Origin of the sequence: Glycocaulis sp. (genome assembly GCF_050485565.1) — a bacterium.
Classification (GTDB): domain Bacteria; phylum Pseudomonadota; class Alphaproteobacteria; order Caulobacterales; family Maricaulaceae; genus Glycocaulis.
Map to the genome: position 1 here is coordinate 35961 of NZ_JBJHBQ010000004.1, position 24690 is coordinate 60650.

The window sequence follows — 24690 nt, forward strand, 5'->3', positions numbered from 1 at the left end:
AGCCAGCCGGTTTCAAAGGATCGTCCATGAGTTCCTCCACACTGATGAATTTCGAGGCTCTGGCCGCTGGTCCGGTCTCGCGCCAGCCCTATACCTATCTTATGGCCGAAAGTGTGGTAACGCCCGAGCAGGCGGCCCAGATCCGCGCCGACTACCCCGCCATCAACGAGCCGGGCTATCTGCCGCTTTCAAAGCTGGAGCGCAAAGGCGCGTTCGCCGCCGTTACCGATGATCTGATGAGTCCGCGTCTTGCGGAAATTCTAGGTGAGAAGCTGGGCATCGACCTCACCGGCAAGCCGCGCATGATCACGGTGCGCCGCATCTCCAAGCTGTCTGACGGGCCGATCCACAACGATTCAAAATCGAAAATCCTCACCATGCTGCTCTATCTCAATGAGCACTGGGATGAGAGCGATGCGGGCTGTATCCGCGTGCTCAACGGGCCGGATGACTTTGCCGATTATGCCGCCCAGGTGCCGCCACTCGCCGGGCAGGTTTTCGCCTTCCTGCGCTCGGATAATTCCTGGCATGGCCATCTGCCGTTCGAGGGCGAGCGCTACGTGATCCAGGTCACCTTCCTGACCAGTCAGGACGAGCTGGACCGCAAGGAAAACCGCGGCGGGCTGCAATACTTTCTCAAAAAGCTTCTGCGTCAGCGCAACTAGTCTGCGCTGGCCGCCAGCCGCTCTTCGCGGCTGGCTATCGCCCCGTTCAGCGCGATCAGGCTGCGCCATTCGGCGTGGCTGATGCCTACGCTCTGCCAGCCGCGCGAGCCGGTCTCGGTCAGGCCCGGGGCCAGCATGGCGTGCAGCCTCTCACCATCCGGCGTGCTGCGATACGCCTCGCGCCGCTGAAGGATGGCGGCCTCGCTGGTCCGCGGATCGGTCTGGCTGAGATTGATGCCAAACCCGTCAATCGGTTCGCCGGCCTGCATGACGGCCAGCATCTGCAGCCCCAGCGCGGGCAGATAGTGCGCCGGCTCGTGGTAGACATCATGGCTGATGGTCTGGTCGGAGGCTGGCAGGGGCGTGGTGGACGGGGGCTGGTAGCCCGAAAAATCCCACAGCACGGCCGCGCCGCCAGGAACACAGGCGTTTACCGGCTCGCCAGCCTGTTCCAGCGCGGCAAAGCGCGCCGCCATCTCGGCGCGGAAATCGAAATAGGCTTGCGTGCGTCCGGCGGAAAAAATGGCCTCCTCGTTCCAGGCATGGACCGGGTGGATATGTCCGATCACCTGTACGCCTTCGCGGGCCAGCGCCTCCAGCGTGGAAAAGAGAAAATCCATGCGTTCAGGCGAAACGCGCATGGCGCGGTAATAGCTAAGCGTGGGAAGCGGCGTGTTCATGAAGCGCCGGTACTGCTCGCCGGGCTGGTACACCTCGCGGAAGGGCGGTTCGGGCGCGGTGCCGGTTATATTCTCCTGGACGGTCTGCACGGCGCGGGCTAACGTGTTGGGCGAGAGGGTCACGCGCGCCGTGGCCACCAAACGCTGCCCGTCGGCCAAACGGCTGATCGGGAAGGCGGGTTTGTATTTCTCGCCGCTGGCAAACTCGGCCATGTCGAGACCAATGACGAAGCAGCGCAGGTTAGCCTCGCGCCCTGCAATGGCGGCCAGATGCGCCAGCTCGAACGCGTTGGAGCCCCGGATGCCCGCATTCCACAAGCCCCCCGGCCAGTCTTCGACCTCCATCGGAAAGCCGTCCACCGTGCGCGAAGACCCGGTGATGAGCGTGCCTGCGTTCACCTGGCCAATCTGGTGGCCGACCTGCACGCGCCGCCCGTCCTCATGGGCGCGGGTCTTTTCCGCCGTCAGGCCCGCAATGCGCGGACCCGTTCCGGTATCATACGGATCGACGAACGCGTTGAACGCCACAAAAAGGGCGAGCGCGCTGCCGAGAATGATGAGGAAGAGGCGGGTATAGCGCTGCATCAGATCAGAAGTTGTAATAGATGAATTCGGAATAGGACCAGCTGGCGATCATGCACGCAAACAGCAGGACCGACAGGCCGACGCCCCAGCGCATATTCGCCTTCCAGCGCTCCTTGCGCGGCGGTGCGACATTGGCGGTCTCCAGCACGCCCTCCTCGATCTGGCGGTAGAATATCTGCGCGGTTTCCGGCAGCGACCAGATCAGGATCAGGCCGATAATCGCCGCGATGAACGGCCCGTCGCCCGGATTGACGCCCAGCCCGTTCAGTCCGGCCATGCCCTGCAGCATGATGGCAGCCGCATCAAAACTGGTGGCGCGGAAGAACACCCAGGTGATGATGACAAACAGGAAGGTGCAGGCGCTGGACGCTATCCAGAAGCGCCCGAAGAGGCCGTTTGGCAACCAGCGGTCCAGCATCCGGCACCAGATCAGGGCCGCGCCGTGCAGCCCGCCCCAGACCACGAAGGTCCAGGCAGCGCCGTGCCACAATCCGCCCAGCAGCATGACGATCATCAGATTGGCCAGCATGCGGGCATAGCCCTTGCGGTTGCCGCCCAGCGACACATAGAGATAGTCACGCAAGAACTGCGACAGGGTGATGTGCCAGCGCCGCCAGAAATCGGTGATGTTGCGGGCCTTGTAGGGCGCATTGAAATTGACCGGCAGCTGAAAGCCGAACATGCGCGCAATGCCCATCGCCATGTCCGAATAGCCTGAAAAGTCGAAATATATCTGCAGCGTGTAGGCGAGCGCACCCGTCCAGGCGAGCCACAGCCCGACCGGCTCTCCGGCAGCGGCGGTATCAAAGGCGGCATTGGCGTAAGGGGCGAGATTGTCGGCCAGCAGCACCTTTTTGGCGAGGCCCACCGCGAAGATGGACAGCCCGATACCCAGATTGGCGCTGATATCGCGCTGGCGGGTTTTCTCGCCCAGTTGGGGCGACATCAGGCGGTGATGGACGATCGGGCCGGCGATCAGCTGGGGAAAGAAGGCGACGAACATGCCGTAGCGGTGGGGCTTCGCATCAGGACTGGTGATCCGGCGTGAACAATCGACCAGAAAGGCGATCTGCTGGAAGGTGAAGAAGGATATGGCCAGCGGCAAGGGCAGGCCGGGTTCGGAGAGCTCCAGCCCCGTCAGCGCGTTCACATTGCGCACGAAGAAATCGGCATATTTGAACACGCCGAGCGCGCCGAGATTGAGCGCAACGCCGAAAGCCAGCAGCCAGCCGCCATTGCCGGGCTTGATGACGCGCGCCAGCAGATAATTGACCACTATCGAGCCAAGGATGAGCGGCATGAAGCGCACATCCCACCAGCCATAGAAGACCAGCGAGGCAAGCAGCAGGAAGATCAGCCCCGCCTCATGGCCCAGCCGCCGGTTCACCACGTAGAACGCCAGAACAGTCAGCGGCAGGAAGACGAACAGGAATATTGGCGTGCTGAAGACCATGCCCTGTCTGCCCCCCGCGCCTTCCCGTCAGCCCTCGGTGCGGGCGAATTTCAAAATGGCGTTGGCATGGGTCTCGGTCTCGACCCGGTAGCCGCGCGAGCAGGCAAGCGAGAGCGCATCGCGCGCGGCCTCGACCTTGTTGATGGCCGGACGCTCCATGATGATCATGTCCGGCCACATTTCGCGCGGCGCGCTGGCAAAGAAGGGCGCCAGAATGGCCAGCTCCCCGCCCTCGACATCAATCTTCATCACGTCCAGCCGGCTGACACGCATTTCCTCCAGCAGGGTGGAGAGCTTGGCCACGCGCACGGCCGTGGTGCGTCCGCTGGCACCATCATCGGTTACGGCGAGCTGCGTGCCGCCGCGATTATGACCGATCAGGCGCATCACGCTCTCGCCCTCATAATCGGCCAGCGCCACGCCGGAAATCTCGATATTCTCCAGATTGTTGGTGCGGGCATTGTAGGCCAGGCGGCGGCGCATCTCGTCTTGCGGTTCCACCGCGATCACGCGCGCGGTCGGCCCGCCCGCCTTGGCCGCGACAAGGCTGTACAGCCCGGCATTGGCCCCGATATCGATAAAGGTCTTGCCCGGCCCCATCGCGGCGCGCAGCGCGTCCAGCTCCACCGCGTCAAAGCATTGCGGGGTCAGGAAGGCGCGCTTTTCCGACAGATTGTCCAGCGGGTGCAGGCGCAGCTTCATGCCCAGCACCTTGATATCGGCCACGCCGTCTTTCAGCGCGCTCATGGCAAGCGGCTGGGCAAGTCCGGCGAGCTTCAAGCCCGGACGGCCGGGCGGCAAAGCGCGCCCGATAGCCATGCCGACGCGCGAGACGATGCCGGGCCGGAACCTGCCATGGGCCGCGCCGGGATCGGTCGCCGTTACCGCGCCGGAGGCTGCCGCCTCGTCCATGTCCTCGAACGTGTCGGTGGGGCGTGAGGTGTCGTTACTGGTCATGGACAGCGTTCTAGCAAGGGTTTGGCCTGCTTGTCGCGGGGCGTTTGCGTCTGCGCCGGAGCTGGCCGGGATTTGCCCTTTGGCCTCTGCGTGCTAACCAGCACGCCAGATGCAATAACTCCAGTTCAGGGCGGACGGCCAAACCGATGAAACCCATTCTCGAACAGCTTGATGACAAGCGCGCAGCGGCGCGCCTTGGCGGTGGTGAAAAGCGTATCGCGGCCCAGCACGCCAAGGGCAAGCTGACCGCGCGCGAGCGCATTGATGTGCTGCTGGACCCCGGCTCGTTTGAAGAGACCGGCATGTTCGTCGAGCACCAGTGCACCGACTTTGGCATGGGCGAATCGAAAATCCCCGGTGATGGCGTGGTGACGGGCTCTGGCACGGTGAACGGCCGTCTCGTCTATGTGTTCGCCAAGGATTTCACCGTGTTTGGCGGCTCGCTCTCGCTGGCCCATGCGCGCAAGATCACCCGCCTGCAGGAGACCGCGCTGAAAAACGGCGCGCCCATCATTGGCCTTTTCGATGCGGGCGGTGCGCGCATCCAGGAAGGCGTCGATGCGCTGGGCGGTTATGCCGAGATTTTCCAGAACAACGTGCTGGCCAGCGGCGTGATCCCGCAGATCAGCGTCATCATGGGTCCGTGCGCGGGCGGCGATGTCTACTCGCCCGCCATGACCGACTTCATCTTCATGGTGAAGGATACCAGCTACATGTATGTGACGGGGCCGGACGTGGTCAAAACCGTCACCAACGAGATCGTCACGCATGAGGAGCTGGGCGGGGCGAGCGTGCACGCCAAGAAGTCCGGCGTCGCCGACGGGGCCTTCTCCAACGATCTTGAAGCGCTGGCGCAGATGCGCCGCCTGGTCGATTTTCTGCCGCTGAACAATCGCAACAAGCCGCCGGTACGCGAGGTCTATGACGACCCCGCCCGCGTTGAGCCGAGCCTCGATACGCTCGTCCCGCCCAACCCCAACAAGCCCTATGATATCCGCGAGCTGATCGTGAAAACCGCCGACGAGGGCGATTTCTTCGAGCTCGCGCCGGACTACGCCAAGAATATCGTGGTCGGCTTTGGCCGTCTCGAAGGCCAGACGGTGGGCTTTGTCGCCAACCAGCCGCTTTCCCTCGCGGGCGTGCTCGATATCGATGCCTCCAAGAAGGCCGCGCGCTTTGTGCGTTTTTGCGATGCGTTTGAAATCCCGATCATCACCTTTGTCGATGTGCCAGGCTTCCTGCCCGGCACGCGCCAGGAATATGGCGGGCTCATCAAGCATGGCGCGAAACTGCTCTTTGCCTATGCCGAGGCCACGGTCCCGAAGCTCACCGTCATCACCCGCAAGGCCTATGGCGGGGCGTATGACGTGATGGCGTCGAAACACCTTCGCGGCGATGTGAACTATGCCTGGCCGACGGCGGAAATCGCCGTGATGGGGCCGAAGGGCGCCGCCGAGATCATCTTCCGCAAGGATATGGATGATCCCGAAAAGATGGCCGGGCACGTGAAGGACTATGAGACGCGCTTTGCCAACCCGTTCGTGGCGGCCTCACGCGGCTATCTCGATGACGTCATCCAGCCGAGGAATACGCGGGTGCGCCTCATCAAGGCGCTGCGGACCCTGCGCGACAAGAAACTCACCAACCCGTGGAAGAAACACGACAATATTCCGTTGTGAGGGAAGAGAATGGTAACGGCAGCTATCGACAAGCAAGCTTTCACTTGCCCTCACTGCGGTGCGATGGCGCATCAAGATTGGTATGAAGCGTTTGCTTCGCGAATAAATCGTGATGATGACAAGCTGCCCCGGTTCTATGATCCAGAAAAATTGGATGAGATAGAACAAGGTCTCACCGAGAGTGAAGCAGATCAGGGCGTCCGAAATTCTATTAAAATGGCAAGAAGATCAGTTGCTGGCGAGGTTTTTGTTTGGGGGTCAGCGGAGGGAAATTATTCGCAGTCGGTTGCGAACCTTCATATGTCAGAGTGTTTTAGCTGTAAGAAATTTACGGTTTGGCTTGCAGAGAAGCAGACTTGGCCGGCTCCCGTTTTCGATATCGCTCCCTCCCATGATATGCCGGAAGACGTCCGCTCCGATTTTGAGGAGGCAAGGGCCGTATTGGACGCTTCGCCAAGAGCTGCGGCTGCTCTTTTGAGAAGTGCAATCGAAAGACTGTGTAACGCCATCAATGGCTCTCATGACGACATCTTTACTGGCATTGGAAAGCTGGTTGAGAAGGGTCTCGATGTGCGGATCCAGAAGGCACTTGATGTCGTGCGAGTGACAGGAAATGACGCTGTTCATCCCAATTCGATCGATAGGGGTGACGATAAAGAAACCGCTGTAAAGCTGTTCAAGTTGGTTAATCTAATAGTTGAGAAACTTATTTCCGACCCGAAGGAAATAGACACCCTGTTCGACGGTATGCCTGAGACGAAGAGGGCCGCGATTGAGCGACGAGACAGTAAGAAGTAGGTTACATCTATCAGTGGCGGTCTGCCTTCGCCCGACAATCTCTGGATGCCCGCCTCCGCGGGCATGACGAGGGGATAGGCTTCTTCAGTGCGTTTTCCCGGCGGATGCCGGGATCCAGAAAACAAGACTGGGCACCGGCTTGCGCCGGGAAAACGCAGGAAGGGTGCGGGCACAGAGAAGCGTGGTGGCTGAAAATATGGACCCCGGCTTCCCCGTTTTCACGGGGACAGGCGGAGGCCGGGGACCCGGTATGGTCGGCTATTGGAAAGCCTTGCCAGCTTGTCGCCGCACTATCCACCGGGTTCCCGGCCAAGCGAAGCGCAGAGCCGGGATCCAGAGATCATAAGGCTCAGTCAGTTGCCAATCAGCTCTGGGTTCCGGATAGGCCCTGACGGTCCTTCCGGAATGACGAAGGGGGCAAGGCAATGCAGGTGAAAAGCGAGGAAGGAGCCGGGTCCTCAATCCGCGTAATTGCGGCGCAGCGTCTCCGACAGCGCCTGGCCCTGAAGCGCGAGGCGCTGGGCCTCCATCTCGCTTTCCGCGCCGCAGCGCGTACGCCGCTGCTGGTGCTGGCGGAAGCCTTCATTGAAGCGGGTAATCATGCGCTGGCGGCGCGGATTACCTTCAGGCGCTTCCAGCGCCAGCAGGTTTTCCATGCGCCGGCGCCATTGCTGCGCCCCTGAGCCCTCGCACAGGAAGGCGAGCGCGTGCAGCTCGCCGAGCACACCGGCCAGCTGCTCCAGCGGATAGGTGGATTCTGACTGCGCCGCGCCATGGGCCGGGGCCTGTCTGGCCAGCGAGCCGGGCTTGGGCGCGAAGGCCGTCAGGGCCGGCACGAGCAGGACGAGAAGGGCGAGGCGCGCGATCATGGAGCGTCTATTCGTCTGTAAAAGCGGCATGTTCAAGGCGTGATTAGTGATTTTGAGAGCGAGATGACATTGCGCGTCTCGTCCCAGCTCACCTTCTCCATCGCCTCGGCGAAGGGGAAGAAGGCCGCGTCCAGCGCATCGTCGGCGGCCTTCGGCTCGCCCGCGAGCCAGTGGCAAGCATAGTCGATCATCACATAATGCCCATGGGCGGTGATGGATTCAAACGCGCCGACAAAGCCTTTCAGCGCAGCCTCGACGCCCGTCTCCTCGCGGATTTCACGTGCCAGGGCGGTTTCCAGCGTCTCACCGAAATCCACCTTGCCGCCGGGAATGGACCAGTGGCCCATCCAGGGTTCCTTGCCGCGGCGGATCAGCAGGACATCGCCGCCGCGCCAGACCACGCCGCCGACGGCGAGGGTGGGGGTCTGCACCGGCTTCACCGGCCGGTCTGCGCGCGGTGGCGCAGCATGTGATCGGCCAATACCAGCGCCATCATCGCCTCGCCGACAGGCACGGCGCGGATGCCGACACACGGATCGTGGCGGCCTTTTGTGACCACTTCTACCGGTTCCAGATCGCGATTGAGGCTCTGGCGCGCAATGCGGATGGAGGAGGTGGGCTTGATGGCAAAGCGCACAACAATGTCCTGCCCCGTGGAGATGCCGCCCAGCACGCCGCCATTATGGTTGGCGCGAAAGGCTGGCTGGCCGTTGTCATCGAGATACATCTCGTCGGCAGCGTCCTCACCGCGAAGCGAAGCCGCTTCCAGTCCTGCGCCTATCTCGACCGATTTGGCGGCATTGATGCTCATCATCGCGCTGGCAAGATCAGCATCGAGCTTGCCATAGACCGGCGCACCCCAGCCTGCGGGTACACCGGAAGCCACCACCTCCACCAGTGCGCCGAGCGAGGAGCCGTCCTTGCGGATGGCGTCCATGTCCGCCTCCCACAGCTTTGCTGTCTGCGCATCCGGGCAGAAGAAATCGTTGCGGTGAACCTCGTTCCAGTCCCAGCGGGAGCGGTCAATGGCGCGCGGACCGATCTGGACCAGCGCGCCGCGTATCGTGATGGCGTCTCCCAGCACCTTACGGGCAATCGCTCCGGCGGCGACGCGCGCGGCGGTCTCGCGCGCACTGGAGCGGCCGCCGCCGCGATAGTCGCGCACGCCATACTTGGCGTCATAGGCATAGTCGGCATGACCGGGCCGCCAGCTATCACGGATATCGCCATAATCCTTCGAGCGCTGGTCGGTGTTCTCGATCATCAGGCTGACCGGCGCGCCGGTTGTCACCGGCCCGCCTGTGCGCTCGTCCTCAAACACACCGGAGAGGATGCGTACGATGTCATCCTCGCGGCGCTGGGTGACGTGGCGCGACTGGCCGGGCTTGCGCCTGTCCATGAAGGGCTGGATGTCCGCCTCGGTGAGCGCGATGCCCGGCGGGCAGCCATCCACCACGCAGCCAAGGGCTGGCCCGTGGCTCTCACCCCATGTGGTGAAGCGGAAAAGATGGCCGAAACTGTTGTGAGACATAAGGTAAGCCGCCGCAGGGTCAGGAGTTTGGCGGTATCCTAGAGCGCGTTCGCGCCCGCGTCATCTATGCCGCGTTCTTGCGCACCCAGCGGGCAAAGCGGGCAGCGGGAGAGGACTTGACGAAGCGTTCGTAGAAGGTGGTCAACAGGCCCGCATTTTCATTGGCCTTCGCGCGGGCCTCGGCTTCAGCGAGCCTTCTGGCCTTTTCCTCGCGGGCGGCGCGTTCGGCAGGGCCTTCGTCCGCCGTGCAGTCTGCCATCGGATCACGTACCAGAATGCGCACCTGCCAGGCCGGTTCGCCGATGGGTACGACCACCGCGCCTGTCTTGGTGAAAGGCAGGACGCGCATCATCGCGCTGCGGCCATCAAGATCGACCGTACGCAGCCCGCCCACGCGGGCTTCTTCCGGCGTCATCACAATCTCGACCTGGCGCGGGGCGCACATTTTCAGGATTTCATGCGCCTTCAGCAGTATTTGCAGGCGCGACAGCGTATCGGCGGTCGGTTCCACATGATCGGGATGGACCACCTTCACCTTCGCCCGGAAGGCGGATTTCACCGATGCATAATCGCTGCCGGGCTCCAGGCCCAACACGCGGTATGCGGCATTTATGGCTTCGCTGGCACTGCTCATCGCGCCAATCTAGCCGCTCGCAGGTTGGCGAAAGGTTGACGAATTGGCGCGCCGTGGCATTTCTGGGCGTATACCTGCCTTTTCTTTAAGGAGCCGCCCAATGGCGTCGCGCGATTTTATTCCACCCAGCCCCAGCGAGGCTGACTACAAGCGCGAGGGCGGGGCGGGTGATACGCCGCTGACCCACGGCAATGATCCCTTCGTGCTGTTTGCCGAATGGCTCACGCTGGCGCGGGAGAAAGAACCCAATGATCCCAATGCCGTGGCGCTGGCAACCGTCGATGAGGCCGGGCTTCCCGATGTGCGCATGGTGCTTCTCAAAGACGCCGACCCGCGCGGCTTTGTCTTCTATACCAATCTGGAGAGCGCCAAGGGCAACCAGCTTTCCGGCGCGCCGAAGGCCGCCCTGTGCTTCCACTGGAAATCACTGCGCCGGCAGGTGCGGGTGAGGGGGCTGGTGGAGCCGGTCAGCGAGGCCGAAGCCGACGCCTATTTCGCCAGCCGCGCGCGCGACAGCCGTATCGGGGCCTGGGCCTCGGCCCAGTCGCGCCCGCTGGAAAGCCGTCATGCGCTCGAAAAGAGCGTCGCGAAATTCGCCGCGAAGTTTGGCATTGGCGAAATTCCCCGCCCGGAATTCTGGAGCGGATACCGGGTGAAACCCTTGCGCATCGAGTTCTGGCGCGACCGGCCCTTCCGCCTGCATGACCGGTTGGTATTCAAAAGGGCCGATTTGGACTCGCCCTTTACGCAGACAAGGCTCTATCCTTAGGCCCTTCAAACAGGGGTGGGGACGAGTATGGGCATTTTGCTGACAATCAGGACATTCGCCGTCTGGCTGGCCGCGCTGGCCGCGATCATCGCGCCGCTCTGGTTTGCGGCGGCAGGGCTGGGATCACGCATCGGCCTATGGGACTGGCGTTTCGGTCTTGGCACAATGACGCGCGAGATCGGGCCCAACCTGCTGTTTGCCGCTGTGGGGCTGGGCGCTCTGGCGCTCGTCCTGCTGATCGTCACGGCGATCGTCGTGAAGGAGAGGCGCGCGGGCGTTGGTGCCTGGGTGGCGTCTGTGGTGGCGATTGCCGTCGGGGCGGCGGGGCTTTGGTATGCGGCGTCCGTGGCCGCGCGCGCCGCCGACATTCCGCCTATTCACGACATCACGACCGACACCGCCAGCCCGCCGCAATTCACCGCCTCGCTGATCACGCGGCGCGGGGCGGACGCCAATTCGGTGGATTATGAATCCAAGACCGATCCGCGTTCAGGCCGCCCTCTGCCCGAGGTGCAGGCCGAGGCATATCCCGATATCCAGCCGATTGCCGTTTCCGCCGAACCTCTGGCCGCCTATCAGGCCGCCTTGCGGGTGGCGCGCGAGCTGGGATGGACGGTCTCCACAAAATCCGAGCGGGACCTGATGTTCGAGGCGACCGCGACGACATTCTGGTACGGCTTCCGCGACGATATTGTGGTGCGCGTTACGGCTCTCACCGATGGCGGGGCCGTGGTTGATGCCCGGTCCGTATCGCGCGTCGGCGTGTCTGATCTGGGTGCCAATGCGGCGCGTCTGCGCACCTTCTCGGCCCGCTTGCGTGACCGTCTGGGCGAGGACTAGCGGCTGAGCGCGTAAATGCTGTCCAGCGCCGGTTCGCCCCCTGCCGTCACGCGCCCGCGCCGGTGCAGATCCACCATGTGCGACCAGACTGACATGGCCGCCGCCGGGTAGAGCCGCTCATCCAGCCCGGCATACATGGCAGGCAGCAGGGCCGTGATCGTGGACGGTCCGGCCTCCAGCGCGTGGAGTATCTGCGCCTCGCGGTAATGGCGGTGGGCGATATAGGCGCTGATAAAGGGCTCAGGATCGGTAACCGGCGGGCCATGGCTCGGCCAGAGCGTCGCAAAGCCGCGCTGGCGCACGCGCTCCAGCTGCTGGAGATAATCGCCCATATCGCCATCAGGCGGCAGCACGACCGAGGTCGCCCAGCCCATGATGTGATCCCCGCACAAAAGAGCGTTCTCCTCCATCAGGCCAAGGCAGATATGGTTGGCCGTGTGGCCGGGCGTGTGCAGCACGTCCAGCGTCCAGCCCGGACCGGCAATGGCATCGCCATCTTCAAGCGTATGGTCAGGCACGAAGCTGAAATCGGCGCCTTCTTCCATTACCGGCGCGTCCGGGTCCATGGGCCGTCCGCCAGAGGCTGGCCGGCCATAGATTTTCGCGCCGTGATGATCGGCAAACCGGCGCGCCAGCGCCGAGTGGTCGAGATGGTGGTGGGTCACGATGACATGGCTGACCGTTTCGCCTTCAAGGGCGCGGTTCAGCGCCTCAAAATGCGCGTCTTCTGCCGGTCCGGGATCGATCACGGCAACCTTGCCCCGCCCGATCAGATAGGTGCCTGTGCCGGTATAGGTGAAGGCACCCGAATTGCCCGCCACCACGCGCCGGATGGCAGGGGAGACCTGATCGGCCCGTCCCGGTTCGAACGCCATATCCCGTACGAACGGAATGGGCGCAGGGGCGACCGGTTGCCGGGTCATGCGGCTATCGCCGATTGCCCGCGGCGAAGGCGCGCGTCCAGATAGATGTCAAATTGCGCAGCGAGCTTGCGCACGGCGGTAATCTTGTCCTTCAGGCCGAGTGCAACGGTCGGCCCCATATCGGTCTTGTTCACGTCCACAATCCATAATTCGCCCGTATCGCGGTCACGCAAGACGTCAATGCCGCCCCAGTCAAGGGCCATGGCGGCGCAGAAGCGGGAAATCATCGCCTGTTCCGCGGCGGTAAAGACATCGGCCGGATTGGCCAGCGTTGCCCGCGTGTTGAAATTGGCAAAGCGGCGCTCCACCGGGCGGCGCTTGAGGTAGACCTGGATGACTTCGCCGCCAATGACCGAGCAGCGCAGGTCCAGCACATTGCCGTCATCGTCCAGATTGTTGATGAGGCGCTGATAGGTATGGCCCTCGCGCGGGGGCTGCGGCTCGCGCAGTATCCGGCCATTATGCGCGGCGTTCACTTCGGGCTTCTCAACATAGGCGCCGAACGGATTGGCCGGATCACAGAGCAGGGCGCGGCCGGTAACCTGCTCGAACACCCTTGCCACATGCGTTTTCGAGATATCGGCGCAGCCTGCATTGATAGCGGGAATATGGGCGGGGAGCGGCCGCTCCGCCACCCAGGTGCAATCGTCAAAAACAAAGATGATGTCGGCGTCAGCGGCGCTTCGCGCGAACCGCGCATGGCTTAACGCCATCACCGGCCAGATCAGATACCAGGGCCGTACCCGGTCCGGCGTGAACCAGATGCGCGGACCATCGCAGCTCACGGTATGGCGGGCACACTCCACCCAGCCGTGAAACACGCACCAGTTGAGAAAATCGCGCACCGTACCCGGTTCGACGCGAACCGCTGCGCCGGTTTTCTTCACATGCATTGTGCCTTTGGCGTAGCGGAAATCATTCCACCAGGCAGAAGAGGCCATCAGGCAGGGCTCCTGGACAGATTCCGGCGCACTCTAGCGCGTCGGTGAGGCTTGGCAACGCACCCAGTATGCTTTGCACAATAGCCGGTGCGGCGCGGTTTTTGCTGCGCTCTGCAACGGATTGGCAGACTGGAACAGGCTGGTACAGGTGATGGGTCCGGGAAAAAAGCTCTGGCTGGGTATATCGGCGCGCATTCGTGTTGTTTTGATGGCAATGCTGGCGGTGGCGGCGATGAAGCTGGGGGGTAATCTGGCGTCGTCCGGCGATGGCGCAGCTGCCGGCGCGGACACTGGTGCCCGTATTTCGCTGGACCGGTCTGTCCTGTAATCGACCGCAGATATGACTGCGGGCATGCCTTGATCGGCAGGCACTAACCGGCCAAGACTTCGCGGCTCCGATTAGTCACAGCGCAAGGCTTCATGCTCAGTTACCTCGCCCGGCGCCTGCTCGTCGCCATCCCGACGATACTGGTGATTATCACCGTTGCATTCTTCATGATGCGCGCCGCGCCTGGCGGGCCGTTCGACCTTGAGCGTCCTATGCCAGAGGAAATCCGCCAGAACGTGTTGGCGGCCTATGGCATGGATCAGCCTGTCTGGAAGCAGTATGTCGACTATATGGCCGGGATCGCCCGGTTTGACCTCGGCCCGTCCCTGAAATTCCGGGACAAGTCGGTCGCCGACATCATTGCCGAAGGCTTTCCAGTCTCTGCCGTCATCGGCGCGCTATCCATATCGCTTGCCGTGTTCGTGGGCACGATAATGGGCTCCATAGCCGCGCTGAGGCAGAACAGCGCGGCTGATTACACCGTGGTTGGCATATCAACGATCGGTATTGTTATCCCGCCCTTTGTGATGGGGCCGATACTGGCCCTCCTCGTCGGCCTGCACTGGGGATTGCTGCCAACCGGCGGCCTCGATCCACGCTACGGCATGACGTTTGACCGGCTGGTGCTGCCGGTGGTGACGCTCGCCCTGCCGCAGATCGCCATCATCTCGCGCCTGATGCGCGCTTCCATGATCGAGGTTCTGCGCTCCAACTATGTCCGCACCGCCAAGGCCAAGGGACTGCCTGCTGCCAGCGTGGTCGTGCGCCACGCCCTGCGCAGTGCGGTCCTGCCGCTGGTCAGCTATCTTGGCCCGGCTGCCGCCGCGCTGCTGACCGGCTCAATTGTCATCGAGCAGGTCTTCCAGCTGCCCGGCATTGGCCGCCAGTTCGTTCAGGCCGCCCTGCAGCGCGACTACACGGTCGTGATGGGTGTGGTCATTCTCTACGCCAGCCTGATTATCGTGCTGAACCTGATCGCGGATCTGCTCTATGCGGCGCTTAACCCGAAAGTGAAGTACGACTGATGAGTTTCACCGCGACACCGTCAGAAAAGACCGAGATGATGGAACGCGCCGCCGTGCGCGGCCGGTCCCTATGGGACGATGCGCGCGCGCGGCTATTGCGCAACAAGGCGGCAGTGGTGAGCCTGGTGCTGCTGGGGATTCTCACATTTCTGGCCTTCATTGGCCCGCTTTTGTGGGTTCACGATTCCAGCTTCATCTATCGTGACCGCGTGCAGATCCCGCCGGGCTGGGAAAACTTTCACCTGTTTGGCACCGACGCGCAGGGGCGCGACCTGCTGGCGCGCACGCTTGTCGGCCTTCGCATGTCCCTCATGGTGGGCGTGGTGGCAACCGCCGTGTCGCTGGTGATCGGCGTCCTCTGGGGCGCGACGGCCGGCTTTATCGGCGGACGTGTGGACCAGCTGATGATGCGCATTGTCGACGTGCTCTACTCGCTGCCCTTCATCTTCTTCGTCATCATCCTGATGGTCGTCTTCGGGCGGAATATCATCCTGATCTTCGTAGCTATTGGTGCGGTGGAATGGCTGACAATGGCGCGCATCGTACGCGGCCAGACGATAGCCCTGAAGAGCATGGAGTTCGTTGAGGCGGCCAGGGCGGCCGGTGTCAGCCAGTTCGCCATTATCCGCCGCCATATCGTGCCCAACGTGCTGGGACCGGTGGTGGTCTATGTGACGCTGACCATCCCGGCGGTGATCCTGGCCGAAAGTTTCCTGAGCTTCCTGGGGCTGGGCGTGCAGGAGCCGCTGACCTCGCTGGGCAATCTGATCTCCAACGGTGCGCGCGACATGGAAGTCGCGCCGTGGACGCTGATCGTGCCGGCTCTGACGATGATGCTGACGCTGTTCTGCTTCAACTTTATCGGGGATGGCCTGCGCGACGCTATCGATCCGAAGGATCGTTAGTCGCGCGCAGCCCGGAAGCGCACCGGGTGCGTGCTGAGCCGCATGAAGTGCGAACTCATGGCACCGCGCTCAATCTCGACGGTCAGCCCTTCGACATTGCGCGGAATGGGGATCCGGCGCGCATCGGTCTGACGCCAGACCTGTCCGTCAGCGAGTGTAACTACGGCCCTGCCTTGGTGGTCAGCGCGAATCGCGCGTACCGGAACGCCAAGCAACGCTTGGATGTCGCCGGACTCGGTACGAACCGCCACCGCACCGTCTTCATATGCCTGCTCCGCCGGCAAGGCACCGCTGCCGGCAAATAGCGAGCCGAACATGCGGCCGGCACCGGCCACGGCGGTTCCGAACGTGCTGCGTTCTGCCGCTGCTGCACGGGCGCGCTCAAGAACGGTCAGCTCCCCGGCACCCATTGCAGTGTCGAGCGCTGCTGACGTGCGATCCATGCAAGCCAGACGGTCAGTGTCGGAGGCTATGGCGCGGCAGGCCAGAAGCTCGTCTACCAGTGCAGAGCTTTGCTGCTCCTGTGCAGATGCGCCAGCAGCGCCTGCGAGCGCCAACGCGCTGACAGCTAGGGCAAGGCGTGGCAGGCTGCGCACACGAGTGTCGAACATGGCGGGTTTCCTCCAGACAGAGCGAACCGCGATATGAGTGCCTTGTACCCGCGCCTGTCAATGCAACGGTAACATCTCAGACGGGATATTGGTGGTCTGGATCAAGACGTTCTGCTGCCGGTTGGCAGCGAACCGATTGCGGTTGCCATAGTCTCGCCAATCAGCAAGGGATATGATCTGGTTCAGCCGGGAAACCGGATGTTCGCGTGGCTGCGAGGGGAAACGCGCCGCGCTGTCAGCAACAAGGGAGATAATTCATGGGGATTTTCAGACAGGCGGGCGCCTTGGCGCTGGCCGGTGCCGCCGCTCTTGCGCTCAATGCGTGTGGCCGCAGCAATGTGGACGGCGACTCGGTAGTGCTTCACCGGGGCAACATGGCCGAACCCTTGTCGCTTGATCCCCATAAGTCGTCCGGCACCTGGGAGAACAACATTATCGGTGACATGTTCATCGGCCTGTTCACCGAGAATGCTGCGGGTGAACCCATTTTCGGGCTGACCGAAAGCTATGAAGTTGCCGAGGACGGGCTGAGCTGGACCTTTACCTTGCGCGAAACGGAGTGGAGTGACGGCGAGCCGGTCACTGCGCACGATTTCGAGTTTGCCTTCCAGCGCATTCTCGATCCGGCCACGCTGGCTCAATATGCGTCGCTCCTTTACCCGATCCGCAATGCGCGCGGGGTCAATACCGGCGAGCTGGACCCGTCCGAGGTTGGCGTGCGTGCGATAGATGACCGGACGCTGGTTATCGAGCTGGAGTTTCCTGCGCCGTATCTGCGTGGCCTGCTGACGCATTACACGACCTTCCCGGTGCCCCGTCATGTCGTCGAACGGTATGGTGATGCGTGGGTGCAGCCGCAGAATATCCAGACCAATGGCGCCTACCGGCTCGTGGCCTGGCGCGCGAACAACTACATTCACCTCACTCGCAATGAGCGCTTCTGGGACAATGAGAATGTCTGCATCGACGAGGTATATTACTATCCCACGGTCGATAACGCGGCGGCCGAGCGCCGTGTGCGCAATGGCGAGCTGGACCTGATCATCGACTTTGCGGGTCAGAGCCTGCCCTTCCTGCGTCAGCAGGTGCCGGACTATGTGCGCGTTCACCCCTATCTCGGCCTTGTCTATTTCTCGTTCAACACGACCCTTGAGAAATTCTCCGATCCGCGCGTGCGCAATGCGCTGGGCATGGCCATCGATCGTGAATTCATTGCCGAGAACATTCTGCGCGCCGGCCAGATTCCGGCACACTCCTTCATTCCACCCGGCGTTGACAACTATCCCGGAACGGCGCGCATCGGTTGGTTCGATGCGCCGGTCGAGGAACGCCGCCGGCTGGCGCGCGAGCTTCTGGAGGAAGCTGGCTACGGGCCGGACAATCCGCTGCGCTTCACCTACACCTTCCGCGCGACGGGCGATAATCCGCGTATCGCGCCTGTCGTGCAGCAGGACTGGCAGCTGATTGCTGACTGGGTGCAGGTCGATATCCAGGTCGTCGAGACGCAGATTCACTATTCCAACCTGCGCTCGACCGATTACGAGCTCGGCGATGGCGGCTGGATCGGTGACTATAACGACGCCTACAACTTCCTGTTCCTCGCCGAGACCGATTCCGTGCCAATGAACTATTCACGCTGGTCGAACGAGACGTATGACACGCTGGTGGCGCAGGCCAACCGCACGCTTGATGCAGACGAGCGCGGGAGCCTGCTGGCCGAGGCAGAGCAGATCATGCTCAATGAGATGCCCTACATCCCGATTGTTTACTATGTGAACAAGTCGCTGGTGAACCCGCGCGTGACGGGATGGGAGGACAATATCGTCCACATTCACCGCACACGCTGGATGTGCTTCTCCGATCTCGCAGACGGGCAAGCTGAAGGCTGACCACGTTGAGTGAAACCCTGGGGGAGGCAGCAGATACGGCAATCGAGCACGCCCAGGCCGACGCGCTGGGCGGGCTCGGTGCCGACCGCGGGGATGGCGGCAGCGACGGTATCTGCCGCAATTGCGGCGCCGAGCTGACCGGCGAGTTTTGCCACAGCTGCGGGCAGAGCGCCCGCAGCCTGCGGCGTCCCTTCTGGACGCTGGTAAAGGAAAGCGTCGAGACTCTGTTCGTCATGGACGGCCGGCTGGCGCAAACCCTGCCGGCGTTGATGGTGTATCCGGGCCGAGTATCACGCGACTATCTTGATGGCCGCCGCGCCCGGTTCATTCCGCCCTTCCGTCTTTATGTTTTTGCATCCCTGATTTTCTTCGTTCTGCTACCCCTGACGCTGGGGCAGGGGATCGGTTTTGATCCGTCCATGGGCGGCATCGATACCGCCCGTGAACAGCTGGAGCAGGCGCGCGACCGCGGCGAGATGAGCGAGGAGGAATATCAGGACGCGGTTGAAGGTCTCGGACTGGCGGAGAGCATATTGCGCGGAGGTGTGCCGCAAGCGCCTTCGCAGGACGCGCCGGACCGTAACGGCAGCGCGCCTGCGACGACGGGCATGCCACCAGAGGCCGTTGAAGCCTTGCGGCAGGCGGGCCGGACAGGGAATCTGGACGCGACGGGACTTGGGTTCGTGCGGGACAATGCGTCGAACCTCTGGGCCGAGACCCGCCGGTGGGTGCCGCGCATCATGTTCGTTCTGCTGCCGGTTTATGCAGCCCTGCTGGCCCTGGTGTATCTGTGGCGGCGGCGCTTTCTCTATTTCGATCACCTGATCGTGTCGCTGCATTTCCATGCCGCGCTGTTCCTGGCCATGACCGTGACGGTGCTGGCATCGATGGTGATCGGCTGGGGCTGGGCGACGTTGGGCCTGCTGATTTATGCCAACGCCTATCTCTACCGGATCAACCGGGTGGTCTATGGCAGGGGCCGGTTCAGCTCGGTGGTGCGCACCCTTGTACTGGACACGCTGTATTTCTTCTTCCTGATGACGGGCCTGCTGATGGCCGTCATTTTCGGGGCCATGTCGCTGGCCAATTGAAGCGTAGCCCATCAGGAAAAAGCCCGCCGGAGACATTCCGGCGGGCTTTTTTGTCCGGGTTGGCTAAAAAGCCTGCTAGCGCGGCACCGTCTCGTCAGAGCGCATCTGCACGCCGCGCACCCCGGCCCGTTCACGCGCCTCCAGCGCCGCGCGCACTTCTGGCAGCTCCATCAGGGCCTGCAGGCGCGAGACCGATTGCGCGCCCTCGGCCGACAGGCCGAAAAGCTGCTGCAGGGCTTCAAACGGTGTCGGTTGGCGCGGATAGCTGCGCAGACGCACCGTCTCGTTGGCATCAATGCCGGCCAGCTCGCGTGCGGCTTCCAGTGCCTCGTGCAGGCCGCCAATACGGTCAACCAGGCCCAGCTCCAGCGCCTGTGCGCCTGTCCAGACCCGTCCACGGGCAATCTCTCGCACCCGGGTGATCGGCAGGTCACGCCCTTCGGCAACCCGGCCGGTGAAGTCATCATAAATGCCGGAGGCCATCGCCTCGATAGCGGCCAGCTGGCTCTCGCTGAACGGGGTCTGGGCCGAATAGGCGGTCGCGAACTCGCCGCCGACCGACACCGGTTCGATATTGATGCCGACCCGGTCCAGCGCGTCATCGACGACAAGCTTGCCGAAAACCACACCGATAGAGCCTGTCAGCGTGGTGGCGTTGGCGATGATGACGTCGGCCGGTGCCGCCAGATAATAGCCGCCCGATGCCGCAAGCGAGGCCATGGAGACGATAACCGGCTTGCCGGCCTGCCGCGCGCGTACCACCGCATTCCATATCTGGTCGGAAGCAATCGCCGAGCCGCCGCCGCTGTCGACGCGCACGATGATCGCCCGCACATCGTCCGCATCTGCGGCCGCATCAATGGCGTCGGCCATGGCGTCGCCGCCAATCGCGCTGCCGCCGCCAAATCCCGTTTCGCCGGACCCTGTCATGATGGTGCCCTGTCCGCTGACGAGCGCGATGACGGGGCCGCGTGTGGCCCCCGGCGCCGCCGCCAGATTGCGGGCATAGGTTTCGATATCCTGTATCGACGCATTCGTGCCAGCGCGTCCCAGCGCCGCTTCGCGCGCCGTTGACGGATGGCCCAGCTGATCCACCAGACCGGCCTGCAGGGCGGCTTCGGCGCTGTGGGGACCCGATATGATGCGCTGGCGGAAGCTGGCCGCGTCCATGCCGCGATCCTGAGCGGCGGCTGCAAGCGCCGAATCCAGAATGGCGTTCAGATAGGAGCTGGTCGCTTCCAGATGGGCTTCGGTGAAGCCGTCCTCGGTGAAGGTGTTGGCCGCGTTCTTGTACTCGTGGAACTGCAGGAACTCGGCCTGAACGCCGAACTGGTCAAACAGGCCGCCGAGGAAGAGCGATTCGCCCGCAAGCCCGACTGCAGAGAATGACGAGGTGTCCTGCATCCAGATTTCTTCGGCACCGCTGACCGCAAAATAATTGGTGATGCCCGTGCCTTCGAAGCCCTGGGCGTGGGCGATGACGAAGCGGCCACTCTGCGAGAAGCGGGCCAGGGCGCTGCGCACCTCCTCGGCCTGGGCCGGGGACATGCCGTACTCATTGGCGCGGACAAAAACACCGCGCACCCGTTCGTCGGCCTGGGCGCGCTGAAGCGTCGTGATGATCTCCACGACAGACAGCGGTTCGGCGAAGGCAAAGGGCGAACGCGATGGCTGGTCGAGCCGGTCGCGGCGCAGATCAAGCTGGAGTACCAGGTCGCCGCTTGATGCGCGCGCGCTGCGGCCATCACTGGCTTGCTGTGCGGCAGAGGCAATCAGCGCAGCCAGCATGAAGCCGATCAGCAGCATGGTCAGCACTGCGCCGACGATCACGCCGGCAACCGACCCGAAAAAAGTTATCCAGAACTGGCGCATCGCCGCCCTCCCGATTGTCCGCAGGCCTGGCCGCAATACTGGGCCCCTCAAAGGGTGACGATATAGAGCAGTCTGCGCCGGGTCGAGGCCGTCGCGGATGTATTATCTGCAATGTCTGTTGAGGGGGGCGGGATTGAAATGGTCGGAGTAGCAAGATTCGAACTTGCGACCCCCGCCTCCCGAAGACGGTGCTCTACCAGGCTGAGCTATACTCCGAACCGAGGCGGGGTGTATATCCAGTCCCTGCCAGCATGGCAATCGCGCTGGACCGGCTTTTGTGCAGAAGATTGTGTCAGACAGTTGCAGGAGGGCGTTGCATCCCGTTCCGGTGCGGGCTATCTAGCCGGTCCGCAAGCACCTCCGGGTGCTCTGCTGGGGTGTGGCCAAGTGGTAAGGCAGCGGTTTTTGGTACCGCCATTCCCAGGTTCGAATCCTGGCACCCCAGCCATTTTTCCGTCATGGCCATGCCATTTTCACCGGGCATGTTGAGCCTGCAGCCATCCTGCAGCCCCCGGCAAACGAGGACGGCGTTGCGGCGCAGCAAAAATAATCTGTCGCAATTTCGAAACCGTTTCGCACTAGGAAACGTTAACTGCGAGCGGCGCAGCTTTTGCAGCGCTTGCACGGTTGATCGAAGGCCGATTGGACGCTAGCGTCTGCAATATGGAGTGGAATGCAAAGCATCCGCTCATTCAAAAAGACGGCGGGAAACGCCGCGTTTGAGGGGATAATTGATTATACGGTTATTCCCTGCGGACGATTCGCGGGCCCGTGCGGCCTAGGCGCAGGCGTTTGCGCTGACACTGTATCGGGGGTGCCAGATTGAAGGCTTTTGATCTGGCGGATTTTTTTAGAGGGTATCCGGACGAGCAACGTTCCCTGTTTGCTGGCCGGCTTCTGTGAGGCGAGACATGTCACAATTGAAATCACGTCTCCGTACGGCACTTGCCGTCGGATTGGGTTCCATGCTGGTCGCGGGCGCTGCCCATGCCCAGCTCGATCAAGCGCTTCAGGTGGCCCGTCAGTCCACCCAGGAGGGCGCCCGGGCTCAGCAACAGATCAATGACGTCGCGGACCGCGCCGGTGATCTGGAGCGCGAGTATCTCGCTCTGCGCCAGCAGATCGAGGATCAGCGCGTTTATGTCGAGCAGCAGGAAGTCTTCCTGCGGTCGCAGGCCAACGAGCTTGAGGCCCTTCAGTTCCAGCTTGAGCGTGTCGGCTCGATCGAGCGCGATCTGACGCCGATGCTTCTGGAAATGTATGTCGCCATCGAAGAGTTCGTCACCAACGACCTGCCCTTCCAGAACGATGTTCGCCGCGCCCGTCTCGACAATATCGAGCGGCTGCTTGGCGATGCGTCGGTGCCGCCGGCAGAGAAATACCGCGTGATCCTGAACGCCTATGAGATCGAGGCGGCCTACGGGCGCAGCCTGCGCACCTATGGCGAAGAGGTCGTCATCGACGGTGTTCCCAACGAGGTGAACGTTCTTCAGTTCGGCCGTGTTGCGCTGGTGCGCATCTTCCAGAACGGCTCGATGGAGATCATGACCCAGTCAAACCCTGAATGGCGTTCGCTGTCAGGATCCCACGCCAACAACGTCCAGCGTGCTCTGCGGATTGCGCAGGAAGTGACCACGCCTGACGTGTTTGTCGCGCCCCTTCCGGGCCCGGCTACCCGCTAGCGCTGTAGAGACGGAGAAACAAGGCGATGAAAACGCTTTTTAAAATTGCCGCGGCTGTCTCGCTTGGCGCCAGCCTGCTTGCCGGCCCCGCGATGGCGCAGGAAACCCAGCGCCAGCCGGTGACATCCATTTCGCAACTTCTTGATCGTGTCCGGGCCGATGCCCGTGATGCAGCGGCGGAAAACCAGCGCCGTTTGCAGGAGTTCCGTGCCAACCGTGATCGCCAGGCGGCTCTCGTTGCCCAGGCGCGCGGCCAGCTGAACACGCTGGAGGCTGCCGGGCGGGCCAATCAGGAACGCTTTGAGGCCAACCAGGAGCAGATCCGCGAGCTCGATGCCGAGCTGCGTCAGGCTCAGGGCGCGTTCGGTGAGCTGTTTGGTGCAGCCCGTCAGAAATCTGGCGAGTTCGCTTCGATCATCGAAGCCTCCATCGCTTCGGCGCAGGCACCGGGGCGTCACCAGCCGCTACGCGAGCTGTCGCAAAGCCGCACCCTGCCTGACCGCACCGAGCTTGACCGTATCTGGCAGGCCATGATCTCCGAAATGGAGCTTCAGGGCGACGTCGTCACCTTCAATGCCCGCGTTTCGGGCGTGAATGATGGTCAGCCGGTTCCTGTGACCCGCGTGGGCGTGTTCAACGCCTTCATCACGCAAGGTGGCACGCGCTACGTGCTGTGGCGCACCGAAGAGACCAACCCGGCCGCCGGCTACCGTCTCGTGCAGCTTGAGCGCCAGCCGCCAAGCCGTCTGCTTGACGCGGCCAGCAATCTTGCCCGTGCTTCTGAAGGCGAGATTGTCTCCGGCCCGATCGACCCGTCGCGCGGCCAGCTGCTGAACATCTACAAGGATGTCCCCAACACGGTCGAACGCTTCAACCAGGGTGGTATCGTTGCGCAGATCATTCTCGGCCTGCTGATCTTCTCGGCGTCCTTCGGTCTGTTCCGCCTGTTTGGCCTGTTCACCACGAACTCGGCGATCAATGGCCAGAAGCGCCGTTCCACGGCGTCCAAGGGCAACCCGCTTGGCCGCATCATGCTGGCCTATGAAGAGGTCAAGGATCGTCCGATCGAGACCATCGAGCTCAAGCTGGATGAAGCCATCCTGCGCGAGACGCCCAAGCTCGAGTTCGGCCTGAACTTCCTGAAGCTCGCTGCCGCTGTTGCGCCGCTGCTGGGTCTTCTGGGTACGGTTACGGGTATGATCCGCACCTTTACGCAGATCACCCTGTTCGGCACCGGTGACCCCCGCATCATGGCGGGTGGTATCTCCGAGGCCCTCGTAACCACGGTTATGGGTCTTATCGCCGCCATCCCGCTGCTCTTCATCCACTCGTTTGCCGCCAGCTTCGCTCGCGGGGCTCAGCAAACGCTGGAAGAGCAGGCCGCTGGTATCATTGCACGTCACGCTGAAGAGCGTGCTGGCTAGAAGGACCGGCAATCATGGATTTCCAAGGTGCCTTTTCCGGCCTGCAGGAATTCCTGGAGCGCGGTGGCCCGATCCTGACATGGATCATGGCTCTGACCTTTGTGATGTGGGCGTTCATCCTTGAGCGGCTGGCCTATTTCGGGCTGGCCCACAAGGGAGTGGCTGGCCGGGCGGTCCGGGAGTGGGGCGCGCGTAGCGACCACAGCTCCTGGTACGCCCATGCCATCCGCGACCAGCTCATTTCCGAGGTCAAGCTGAAGGCCGATCAGAATGTGGAGCTTATCAAGACCCTCGTGGCTCTTGCTCCCCTGTTCGGTCTGTTGGGTACGGTGACCGGCATGGTGGCAGTGTTCGACGTGATGGCCATTTCTGGCTCGTCGGATGCCCGCGGGATGTCAGCGGGTGTTGCCCGCGCGACCATCCCGACGATGGCCGGCATGGTCTCTGCGCTTTCGGGACTTATTTTCTCCAGCCAGATCGAACGCATGGCCAAGCGCCGTGTGCACGAACTGGCCGACGAACTGGAAGTGGGGTAATCC

The 24690-nt window shown here is 62.7% G+C and carries 24 protein-coding genes and 2 tRNA genes; 14 read left to right on the forward strand and 12 right to left on the reverse strand.

The annotated features are described in order from the left end of the window. Positions 1-26: 26 nt before the first annotated feature. A complete protein-coding gene (locus ACQ5ID_RS05435; RefSeq protein ID WP_429911448.1) occupies positions 27-665 on the forward strand; it encodes a 2OG-Fe(II) oxygenase in 639 nt (212 codons plus the stop codon). Here ACQ5ID_RS05435 and ACQ5ID_RS05440 read toward each other — a convergent pair. Genes ACQ5ID_RS05440 through ACQ5ID_RS05450 form a run of 3 tightly spaced genes read right to left on the reverse strand, consistent with a single transcriptional unit; the run spans position 662 to position 4340 of the window. Next, the gene (locus ACQ5ID_RS05440) at positions 662-1930 is read right to left on the reverse strand and encodes a hypothetical protein (RefSeq protein WP_429911449.1); all 1269 of its coding nucleotides are present in this window, start codon (positions 1928-1930) and stop codon (positions 662-664) included. The genes ACQ5ID_RS05435 and ACQ5ID_RS05440 overlap by 4 nt on opposite strands. 4 nt (positions 1931-1934) lie before the next feature. Further along, positions 1935-3383, reverse strand: coding sequence for an MBOAT family O-acyltransferase (locus ACQ5ID_RS05445; protein WP_429911450.1), 1449 nt, complete (start codon positions 3381-3383; stop codon positions 1935-1937). 27 nt (positions 3384-3410) lie between these two features. Continuing rightward, positions 3411-4340, reverse strand: a complete 930-nt coding sequence (locus tag ACQ5ID_RS05450) for an FkbM family methyltransferase (protein ID WP_429911451.1) — start codon at positions 4338-4340, stop codon at positions 3411-3413. A gap of 146 nt (positions 4341-4486) precedes the next feature. On the opposite strand from ACQ5ID_RS05450, the gene ACQ5ID_RS05455 reads away from it, so the two are divergent. Both ACQ5ID_RS05455 and ACQ5ID_RS05460 read left to right on the forward strand, forming a co-directional pair. Then, positions 4487-6019 carry an acyl-CoA carboxylase subunit beta gene (locus tag ACQ5ID_RS05455; RefSeq protein ID WP_429911452.1) on the forward strand — a complete coding sequence of 511 codons (1533 nt, stop codon included), beginning with the start codon at positions 4487-4489 and terminating at the stop codon, positions 6017-6019. A gap of 9 nt (positions 6020-6028) precedes the next feature. Further along, the gene (locus ACQ5ID_RS05460; RefSeq protein ID WP_429911453.1) at positions 6029-6817 is read left to right on the forward strand and encodes a DUF4145 domain-containing protein; all 789 of its coding nucleotides are present in this window, start codon (positions 6029-6031) and stop codon (positions 6815-6817) included. Between the two features lie 458 nt (positions 6818-7275). On the opposite strand, the gene ACQ5ID_RS05465 is transcribed toward ACQ5ID_RS05460, so the two are convergent. From ACQ5ID_RS05465 to ACQ5ID_RS05480, 4 genes are all read right to left on the reverse strand, one after another. Then, positions 7276-7686, reverse strand: a complete 411-nt coding sequence (locus tag ACQ5ID_RS05465; protein ID WP_429911454.1) for a TIGR02301 family protein — start codon at positions 7684-7686, stop codon at positions 7276-7278. A 32-nt stretch (positions 7687-7718) separates the two neighbouring features. Continuing rightward, on the reverse strand, positions 7719-8117 hold the full coding sequence (locus ACQ5ID_RS05470; protein WP_429911455.1) for an NUDIX hydrolase: 399 nt from the start codon (positions 8115-8117) through the stop codon (positions 7719-7721). A gap of 5 nt (positions 8118-8122) precedes the next feature. Continuing rightward, on the reverse strand, positions 8123-9217 hold the full coding sequence (gene aroC / locus ACQ5ID_RS05475; protein ID WP_429911456.1) for a chorismate synthase: 1095 nt from the start codon (positions 9215-9217) through the stop codon (positions 8123-8125). A 64-nt stretch (positions 9218-9281) separates the two neighbouring features. Beyond that, positions 9282-9851, reverse strand: coding sequence for a J domain-containing protein (locus ACQ5ID_RS05480; protein ID WP_429911457.1), 570 nt, complete (start codon positions 9849-9851; stop codon positions 9282-9284). Positions 9852-9951: 100 nt separating this feature from the next. Between ACQ5ID_RS05480 and pdxH the strand changes: the two genes are divergently transcribed. Beyond that, entirely contained in the window at positions 9952-10620 is a 669-nt protein-coding gene (pdxH, locus tag ACQ5ID_RS05485) for a pyridoxamine 5'-phosphate oxidase (RefSeq protein ID WP_429911458.1), read from the forward strand. A 27-nt stretch (positions 10621-10647) separates the two neighbouring features. Further along, the gene (locus ACQ5ID_RS05490) at positions 10648-11460 is read left to right on the forward strand and encodes a DUF1499 domain-containing protein (protein ID WP_429911459.1); all 813 of its coding nucleotides are present in this window, start codon (positions 10648-10650) and stop codon (positions 11458-11460) included. Here ACQ5ID_RS05490 and ACQ5ID_RS05495 read toward each other — a convergent pair. Continuing rightward, positions 11457-12383, reverse strand: coding sequence for an MBL fold metallo-hydrolase (locus tag ACQ5ID_RS05495; RefSeq protein WP_429911460.1), 927 nt, complete (start codon positions 12381-12383; stop codon positions 11457-11459). The two genes, ACQ5ID_RS05490 and ACQ5ID_RS05495, sit on opposite strands and share 4 nt — an antisense overlap. Further along, positions 12380-13324, reverse strand: coding sequence for a hypothetical protein (locus ACQ5ID_RS05500; RefSeq protein ID WP_429911461.1), 945 nt, complete (start codon positions 13322-13324; stop codon positions 12380-12382). The genes ACQ5ID_RS05495 and ACQ5ID_RS05500 overlap by 4 nt, the downstream gene beginning before the upstream one ends. Positions 13325-13475: 151 nt before the next feature. On the opposite strand from ACQ5ID_RS05500, the gene ACQ5ID_RS05505 reads away from it, so the two are divergent. From ACQ5ID_RS05505 to ACQ5ID_RS05515, 3 genes are all read left to right on the forward strand, one after another. Beyond that, on the forward strand, positions 13476-13652 hold the full coding sequence (locus tag ACQ5ID_RS05505; protein ID WP_429911462.1) for a hypothetical protein: 177 nt from the start codon (positions 13476-13478) through the stop codon (positions 13650-13652). Positions 13653-13744: 92 nt separating this feature from the next. Continuing rightward, positions 13745-14677, forward strand: coding sequence for an ABC transporter permease (locus ACQ5ID_RS05510; RefSeq protein WP_429911463.1), 933 nt, complete (start codon positions 13745-13747; stop codon positions 14675-14677). Further along, on the forward strand, positions 14677-15582 hold the full coding sequence (locus ACQ5ID_RS05515) for an ABC transporter permease (RefSeq protein ID WP_429911464.1): 906 nt from the start codon (positions 14677-14679) through the stop codon (positions 15580-15582). The genes ACQ5ID_RS05510 and ACQ5ID_RS05515 overlap by 1 nt, the downstream gene beginning before the upstream one ends. Here the strand turns inward: ACQ5ID_RS05515 and ACQ5ID_RS05520 are convergent. Next, complete coding sequence (locus ACQ5ID_RS05520) at positions 15579-16193, reverse strand: hypothetical protein (protein ID WP_429911465.1); 615 nt, start codon at positions 16191-16193, stop codon at positions 15579-15581. The genes ACQ5ID_RS05515 and ACQ5ID_RS05520 overlap by 4 nt on opposite strands. Before the next feature lie 257 nt (positions 16194-16450). On the opposite strand from ACQ5ID_RS05520, the gene ACQ5ID_RS05525 reads away from it, so the two are divergent. Both ACQ5ID_RS05525 and ACQ5ID_RS05530 read left to right on the forward strand, forming a co-directional pair. Continuing rightward, positions 16451-18082 carry a peptide ABC transporter substrate-binding protein gene (locus ACQ5ID_RS05525; protein WP_429911466.1) on the forward strand — a complete coding sequence of 544 codons (1632 nt, stop codon included), beginning with the start codon at positions 16451-16453 and terminating at the stop codon, positions 18080-18082. 5 nt (positions 18083-18087) lie between these two features. Then, positions 18088-19173, forward strand: a complete 1086-nt coding sequence (locus tag ACQ5ID_RS05530; protein ID WP_429911467.1) for a DUF3667 domain-containing protein — start codon at positions 18088-18090, stop codon at positions 19171-19173. A gap of 75 nt (positions 19174-19248) precedes the next feature. Here ACQ5ID_RS05530 and sppA read toward each other — a convergent pair whose 3' ends face one another. Then, a complete protein-coding gene (gene sppA / locus ACQ5ID_RS05535; protein ID WP_429911468.1) occupies positions 19249-21045 on the reverse strand; it encodes a signal peptide peptidase SppA in 1797 nt (598 codons plus the stop codon). 139 nt (positions 21046-21184) lie between these two features. After that, positions 21185-21261, reverse strand: a tRNA-Pro gene (locus tag ACQ5ID_RS05540). 157 nt (positions 21262-21418) lie between these two features. On the opposite strand from ACQ5ID_RS05540, the gene ACQ5ID_RS05545 reads away from it, so the two are divergent. The 4 genes from ACQ5ID_RS05545 (at position 21419) to ACQ5ID_RS05560 (ending at position 24687) form a co-directional block, all read left to right on the forward strand. Continuing rightward, a tRNA-Gln gene (locus ACQ5ID_RS05545) sits at positions 21419-21493 on the forward strand. A 463-nt stretch (positions 21494-21956) separates the two neighbouring features. Beyond that, entirely contained in the window at positions 21957-22727 is a 771-nt protein-coding gene (locus ACQ5ID_RS05550) for a DUF3450 domain-containing protein (protein WP_429911469.1), read from the forward strand. Between the two features lie 26 nt (positions 22728-22753). After that, the gene (locus tag ACQ5ID_RS05555) at positions 22754-24151 is read left to right on the forward strand and encodes a MotA/TolQ/ExbB proton channel family protein (protein WP_429911470.1); all 1398 of its coding nucleotides are present in this window, start codon (positions 22754-22756) and stop codon (positions 24149-24151) included. Between the two features lie 14 nt (positions 24152-24165). Further along, entirely contained in the window at positions 24166-24687 is a 522-nt protein-coding gene (locus ACQ5ID_RS05560; protein ID WP_371392161.1) for a MotA/TolQ/ExbB proton channel family protein, read from the forward strand. The last annotated feature ends 3 nt before the right edge of the window (positions 24688-24690 follow it).

What these genes read in the sequence shown, in the direction of transcription:
- ACQ5ID_RS05480 (WP_429911457.1), bottom strand. Translation starts at nt 9,851, where the DNA reads ATGAGCAGTGCCAGCGAAGCCATAAATGCCGCATACCGCGTGTTGGGC.
- ACQ5ID_RS05525 (WP_429911466.1), top strand. Translation starts at nt 16,451, where the DNA reads ATGGGGATTTTCAGACAGGCGGGCGCCTTGGCGCTGGCCGGTGCCGCC.
- ACQ5ID_RS05550 (WP_429911469.1), top strand. Translation starts at nt 21,957, where the DNA reads ATGTCACAATTGAAATCACGTCTCCGTACGGCACTTGCCGTCGGATTG.
- ACQ5ID_RS05515 (WP_429911464.1), top strand. Translation starts at nt 14,677, where the DNA reads ATGAGTTTCACCGCGACACCGTCAGAAAAGACCGAGATGATGGAACGC.
- ACQ5ID_RS05445 (WP_429911450.1), bottom strand. Translation starts at nt 3,383, where the DNA reads ATGGTCTTCAGCACGCCAATATTCCTGTTCGTCTTCCTGCCGCTGACT.
- ACQ5ID_RS05490 (WP_429911459.1), top strand. Translation starts at nt 10,648, where the DNA reads ATGGGCATTTTGCTGACAATCAGGACATTCGCCGTCTGGCTGGCCGCG.
- ACQ5ID_RS05460 (WP_429911453.1), top strand. Translation starts at nt 6,029, where the DNA reads ATGGTAACGGCAGCTATCGACAAGCAAGCTTTCACTTGCCCTCACTGC.
- sppA (WP_429911468.1), bottom strand. Translation starts at nt 21,045, where the DNA reads ATGCGCCAGTTCTGGATAACTTTTTTCGGGTCGGTTGCCGGCGTGATC.
- ACQ5ID_RS05455 (WP_429911452.1), top strand. Translation starts at nt 4,487, where the DNA reads ATGAAACCCATTCTCGAACAGCTTGATGACAAGCGCGCAGCGGCGCGC.
- aroC (WP_429911456.1), bottom strand. Translation starts at nt 9,217, where the DNA reads ATGTCTCACAACAGTTTCGGCCATCTTTTCCGCTTCACCACATGGGGT.
- ACQ5ID_RS05505 (WP_429911462.1), top strand. Translation starts at nt 13,476, where the DNA reads ATGGGTCCGGGAAAAAAGCTCTGGCTGGGTATATCGGCGCGCATTCGT.
- ACQ5ID_RS05510 (WP_429911463.1), top strand. Translation starts at nt 13,745, where the DNA reads ATGCTCAGTTACCTCGCCCGGCGCCTGCTCGTCGCCATCCCGACGATA.
- ACQ5ID_RS05450 (WP_429911451.1), bottom strand. Translation starts at nt 4,340, where the DNA reads ATGACCAGTAACGACACCTCACGCCCCACCGACACGTTCGAGGACATG.
- ACQ5ID_RS05555 (WP_429911470.1), top strand. Translation starts at nt 22,754, where the DNA reads ATGAAAACGCTTTTTAAAATTGCCGCGGCTGTCTCGCTTGGCGCCAGC.
- ACQ5ID_RS05440 (WP_429911449.1), bottom strand. Translation starts at nt 1,930, where the DNA reads ATGCAGCGCTATACCCGCCTCTTCCTCATCATTCTCGGCAGCGCGCTC.
- ACQ5ID_RS05520 (WP_429911465.1), bottom strand. Translation starts at nt 16,193, where the DNA reads ATGTTCGACACTCGTGTGCGCAGCCTGCCACGCCTTGCCCTAGCTGTC.
- pdxH (WP_429911458.1), top strand. Translation starts at nt 9,952, where the DNA reads ATGGCGTCGCGCGATTTTATTCCACCCAGCCCCAGCGAGGCTGACTAC.
- ACQ5ID_RS05435 (WP_429911448.1), top strand. Translation starts at nt 27, where the DNA reads ATGAGTTCCTCCACACTGATGAATTTCGAGGCTCTGGCCGCTGGTCCG.
- ACQ5ID_RS05465 (WP_429911454.1), bottom strand. Translation starts at nt 7,686, where the DNA reads ATGATCGCGCGCCTCGCCCTTCTCGTCCTGCTCGTGCCGGCCCTGACG.
- ACQ5ID_RS05495 (WP_429911460.1), bottom strand. Translation starts at nt 12,383, where the DNA reads ATGACCCGGCAACCGGTCGCCCCTGCGCCCATTCCGTTCGTACGGGAT.
- ACQ5ID_RS05560 (WP_371392161.1), top strand. Translation starts at nt 24,166, where the DNA reads ATGGATTTCCAAGGTGCCTTTTCCGGCCTGCAGGAATTCCTGGAGCGC.
- ACQ5ID_RS05500 (WP_429911461.1), bottom strand. Translation starts at nt 13,324, where the DNA reads ATGGCCTCTTCTGCCTGGTGGAATGATTTCCGCTACGCCAAAGGCACA.